Here is a 4,759-nt window from a genome sequence, read left to right as displayed (position 1 = left end):
AGACAACCATCACGTTGCGGTGGTCAAAGGCGAGGTCGGCGATGGCGAGCCGGCATTGGTGCGCGTGCATTCGCAATGCCTCACCGGTGATATTCTCGGCTCCCTGCGCTGCGATTGCGGCGATCAGCTCGCGCAGGCCTTGACGCAAATTGAAGCCGAAGGCAAAGGCGTTCTGCTTTACATGCGGCAGGAGGGCAGAGGCATTGGCCTGGCGAATAAAGTGAAAGCCTATGCCTTGCAAGATCAAGGCAAAGACACGGTGGAAGCAAATGAAGCGCTCGGCTTCAAAGCGGATTTGCGGCATTACGGCATTGGCGCGCAGATTCTTTATGATCTCGGCATCCGCAAAATCCGCTTGCTCACGAATAATCCCAAAAAAATCGTGGGACTCGAGGGCTATGGTTTGGAAATCGTCGAACGCGTGCCGATTGAAATCCCCGCGAATACCGCGAATCGCAGATATCTCGAAACCAAGCGTGACAAGCTCGGGCATTTGATTCTGGAAGATTTTCCGGAAAACGGCCGAGAAGAAGTCGAGATACGGGAGTGGGATTTGAAGTAGTCAGCAGCGGCAAAGAGTCTTGTCAATTGCGAATGTAAAATTCTATCTCAAATGTTTTGCGATTAAGTTACTTGCCTCAATTTGTGGGGGGGCGAGTCCATCTGGTGTTATTCTTTTTTAGATCATTAGATGCTTCACCCTGCCATTGCCGTGTTCAACGCAACTTAAAAAAATCGTTGAGCGCCGAATCACTGTGACGAACTGCTGAAATCCTGGCACGAGCTGCAGGCGGACAGTTCTGAACGAATCGAAGACATTCCCTGGCTGGCGCCGCGTGCGAAGATCGGCCCGGGCAACAACCCCATCACCGCTGATGCCAACGGCCAGTTCGAAAGCACGGTGCTGTTCCAGCAGGGCGAATTTCCCACCTGGAAGAGCCGGGACTTGATGCGCCCGGCGCAAAACTCTATTGGCATTGTTAAGAATTTTTGTTATTATTCCGGCGCAATACCGTTCAAACGACAAAGTGCATACGTTAAACCGATCGAGTTAACATGCCAACCTTCGAAGGCCACCTCAACGCGCAGAATAAAAATTTTGCCGTCATCGTCAGCCGTTTCAACAGTTTTATTTCAGAGCAACTGCTGCAGGGCGCGCAAGATTGCTTGTTGCGCCACGGCGCGGCGGCAGAGAATATTTCGGTTTACCGCGTCCCCGGTTCATACGAAATCCCCTTCCTCGCCGCCAAGCTGGCAGAGAGCAAGCGCCCTCACGCCATCATCTGTCTCGGAGTTCTGATTCGCGGGGCCACGCCGCATTTCGATCACATTGCCGGCTTTGTTTCAAAGTCCCTGGGCGAAATCGGCGTGCGCAGCGGCATTCCCGTGATTTTTGGCGTGCTCACCACGGACACCATCGAGCAGGCCATCGAGCGCGCCGGAACCAAATCCGGCAACAAAGGCTGGGATGCGGCGCTAGCGGCAATCGAGACAGCAAATCTTTTGGCAAACATGGAAACTTCCGGTTAGCCCTGCAGGTTTAATTTCACAAGTATGAATGTTCAACTCACGCCAACCCGCAAAACGCAAAGACTCCCCGTAAAACTCATGTGCTGTGATCGGGCGAAGCCAAACATCTTTATGACGTCATGGCCTCACGGTTGTGCGGTTTAAAATTACAAAGGTCGAGTATCTCATGAGCAAAACGCTGTTCTGTCTTTTCGCCGCATTTGTCTTTTTGCAGACTCCGGTTTTTTCACAAACCAGCCCGGCCATCGATCTTTCCGACAATCTTTGGGAATCCTTCACCAACATGCGCAACATCAAAGCGGCAAAGAGTAACGCCAGCGGCGTGTGGGCAGCGACCACCGGCGGCTTGCTGTTTTGGAATCGCAGTGAACAGGCCTACCGTTATTTTAGAAATACCGACGGCCTGAGCGAGAACGAATTGACGGCGCTGGGCTTCGACGCACACGGCCGGGTGTGGGCGGGTCTGGCCTCGGGCTTGATCAATGTTTATGATCCCTCCTCAAACTCTTTTTCCGGCGTTAGCGATTTCAGGTCGTTCGGCATCTCGGATTTTGTTGCAAAGGGCGACTCGATGTATATCGCGCTGAGCATCGGCGTCAGCCTGTATCGCACCGATCGCAAAGAAGTGAAGGAAACCTACAAGAATCTCGGGAACCGGCTTGAGATCGGAACAGCCGTGCGCACGATTTTTATCGACGGACAAGATTTATGGGCCGGCACCGATCGCGGCATTGCCAAAACCTCGCTGACGCTGCCCAATTTGCTGGCGCCAGAAAGCTGGACGAATTTTACCACGGCAGAGGGGTTGACATCAAATTCCGTGCTGGGTTTTGCCAAATTTCAAGGACGAATCGCTGCCGCCTTGAGCAACGGCGTGGCACAATTCAACGGCGCAAATTGGAGCAATATCACCGGCAATCTCGGCGACCTTGCGCTTAAACAAATTGCCTCCGCGAGCATTAACGGACAAGAGACGCTTTTTGCCGCAACAGCCAGCGGACTGTTTGCGGCGACAACTCCCGGCGCCTGGCAGCGTGTCGGGCCAAATGTGCCATTGGTTACCGGCATGGTGATTGATCAAGCTAATACCCCGTGGCTGGCAACCTCGAATGCCGGGCTGTTTGAACTGGCGAATACGTCCACGGAGTGGTTGCCGCGTGAGCCGGACGGACCGGGATCCAACAGTATTTCATCGTTGGCACTGGATCAACAAGGTAATTTGTGGTGTACTTCCGGGCTTTCTGATTTGACCGTGGCTTTCACCGTGTATGATGGCCAGCGCTGGCGCTCGTTCAGCACAAAAGATGATCCCATGATTTGGAATGATTGCCGCAACATTACCGTGCTACAAAACGGCGAACGCTGGATTGGCACGTGGGGAAGAGGGATTACTGTGGTGAAAGGCGAACTTGAGCAATTGGAATTCTCGCGCATCGATCACACCAACAATATTCTTGCCAGCGCCTTGTCCAACGATCCTTCTTACGTATGTGTGCCTTTTCTAAAACAGGATTTGGCAGGCAACGTTTGGGTTTGTAACTATGACGCCATCAATTCGAATGCGATTGCCGTGTACACTGCGGCCGGTAATTGGAGATATTTTTCAACCTCTGAAGGCCTCACGAGTGATATTGTAACGACGCTAGAAATTGAAAAAAACGAAACCAGCGACCGGATTTGGATTGGAACCGGCACCGACGGCGTCACGGTGATTGATTACGGCGGCACGCTCAACGATAAATCCGACGATGATCTCTCCGGCGAGCTTGACGAGGATGATAATCTGCTCAACAACCGTGTCAATGCGATTGCGATAGATCGCGACGGCTTCATTTGGATTGGCACCGACGGCGGACTCAACTATTGGTTTGCCGGCGGCGTGAGCAGTCGCTTCGGTTTGATCAGCGATCTGGTGCAGGTGATCAGAGTCGATCCGCGCAACAACAAATGGATCGGCACCAATGCCGGCATTTCCGTGCTCTCCGGCGAAGATAATTTTTCACTCTCTGCCATCACCATCGAAAACAGCCGGCTCGTTTCCAAATCGATTACGGATATGGTGTTCAATCCTGAAAACGGGGAGGTTTGGATCGCGACCACCAACGGCATTTCGCGTTTGCGCACGCCGTTCACCGCGCCCAAATCTGATCTCAACTTTCTTACAGGTTATCCCAACCCCTTTCGCCTCGGTGAGGAGGGCAGCCGTTTCGTTATCAGCAATCTCTCGGAAAACAGCGCGGTGAAAATTTTCAGCGCTTCGGGCGAGTTGGTGCGTTCCTTTGCGCGCGAACAAGTGCCCGGCGCGCAAGTCATCTGGGATGGTCGTGATAATGACGGCAAGCTGGTGCCAAGCGGCGTGTACTTTTTTATGGCGTATATAGAAGAAACCGGCGTCAGTAAGGCGGGGAAAGTCGCAGTCATCCGTCGCTGAGTTGAGAGCCTGCAGCGCTGGGCTTGTTAAGCAGAGTTGACAGTGCGGACAAATTTGTACCGGCTTTGCTGTCAAAGATTTTATTAATCATCTTCAAACACGTTACAAAAGCGTATGATTTTTTTCGCCTCATGTTTCATTAAAGGACAATCTGCTCGATGTCCGGCAAGGTGATTGGGGTGACAGACGATTCTTGCCAAATTGTATTTTTTTGATTATCCTGCCTAAGCGTATAATCCACGTAAGATATTTCAGCGGTGCAACCGCTGGCAAGGAGAAGTGTTTGCCGGCGTTGCGCGCATAAGTCTTAAACGGCATTTTATGACGATCTAGCGCCGGCAGGCATGGGCTTTGCAAAGATGATGGTGGTTGATCTTTGCAAACTCTCGGGCCGGCGCTCAGCAAACGGAGGCTGGGCGAATGCTGCAAAAGCTTTCGCTGTTGAATTACGCGCTGGCCGATCAGGTTGACTTGGAACTCGGCCCGGGCTTGAATATTTTCACCGGCGAAACCGGCGCGGGAAAATCGATTTTGGTTGGCGCAATTGCCGCTTTGTTGGGTGAAAAAGCAGCATTCAATCCGCAGCGCGCGGCTGATACCAAGGCGGTGATCGAAGGGCTCTTTGTCAATTGTTCGCAAAATATTCTGGAGCTACTGCGGCGGCAGGAAATCGATCTCTTAGATGATCAGTCTTTGCTCATTCGGCGCGAGTTTCATCCCACGGGCAGGAGCCGCGCGTTTGTGAATGACACGCCGGTGTCCTCGAGCGTGCTCGATGAACTGTCCGAATTGCTGGCC

5 protein-coding genes are annotated in these 4,759 nt (G+C 52.6%); 4 read left to right on the top strand and 1 reads right to left on the bottom strand.

Translation table 11 applies throughout. The features are described from left to right. Positions 1–562 (top strand): GTP cyclohydrolase II (gene ribA, locus FBQ85_26625; protein MDL1878708.1); only part of this gene is annotated, 562 nt, incomplete at its 5' end. 188 nt (positions 563–750) lie between these two features. On the opposite strand, the gene FBQ85_26620 is transcribed toward ribA, so the two are convergent. After that, entirely contained in the window at positions 751–978 is a 228-nt protein-coding gene (locus FBQ85_26620; protein ID MDL1878707.1) for a hypothetical protein, read from the bottom strand. Positions 979–1,056: 78 nt separating this feature from the next. Here FBQ85_26620 and FBQ85_26615 point away from each other — a divergent pair, with 78 nt between their 5' ends. From FBQ85_26615 to FBQ85_26605, 3 genes are all read left to right on the top strand, one after another. Then, the gene (locus FBQ85_26615) at positions 1,057–1,530 is read left to right on the top strand and encodes a 6,7-dimethyl-8-ribityllumazine synthase (protein ID MDL1878706.1); all 474 of its coding nucleotides are present in this window, start codon (positions 1,057–1,059) and stop codon (positions 1,528–1,530) included. A gap of 166 nt (positions 1,531–1,696) precedes the next feature. After that, positions 1,697–3,961 (top strand): hypothetical protein, encoded by a 2,265-nt coding sequence (locus FBQ85_26610; protein MDL1878705.1) that lies wholly within the window; start codon positions 1,697–1,699, stop codon positions 3,959–3,961. A 420-nt stretch (positions 3,962–4,381) separates the two neighbouring features. After that, positions 4,382–4,759: DNA repair protein RecN (locus FBQ85_26605; protein ID MDL1878704.1), on the top strand; the 378-nt coding region annotated here is incomplete at its 3' end.

It is taken from the genome of Cytophagia bacterium CHB2 (assembly GCA_030263535.1).
In the GTDB taxonomy this organism is placed as follows: domain Bacteria; phylum Zhuqueibacterota; class Zhuqueibacteria; order Zhuqueibacterales; family Zhuqueibacteraceae; genus Coneutiohabitans.
The sequence above is the reverse complement of the archived record's forward strand: the minus strand, read 5'-3'. Positions and strand labels throughout refer to the sequence as shown.

Coding starts and splice junctions, on each gene's coding strand:
- FBQ85_26610 (MDL1878705.1), top strand. CDS start 1,697: ATGAGCAAAACGCTGTTCTGTCTTTTCGCCGCATTTGTCTTTTTGCAG.
- FBQ85_26620 (MDL1878707.1), bottom strand. CDS start 978: ATGCCAATAGAGTTTTGCGCCGGGCGCATCAAGTCCCGGCTCTTCCAG.
- FBQ85_26615 (MDL1878706.1), top strand. CDS start 1,057: ATGCCAACCTTCGAAGGCCACCTCAACGCGCAGAATAAAAATTTTGCC.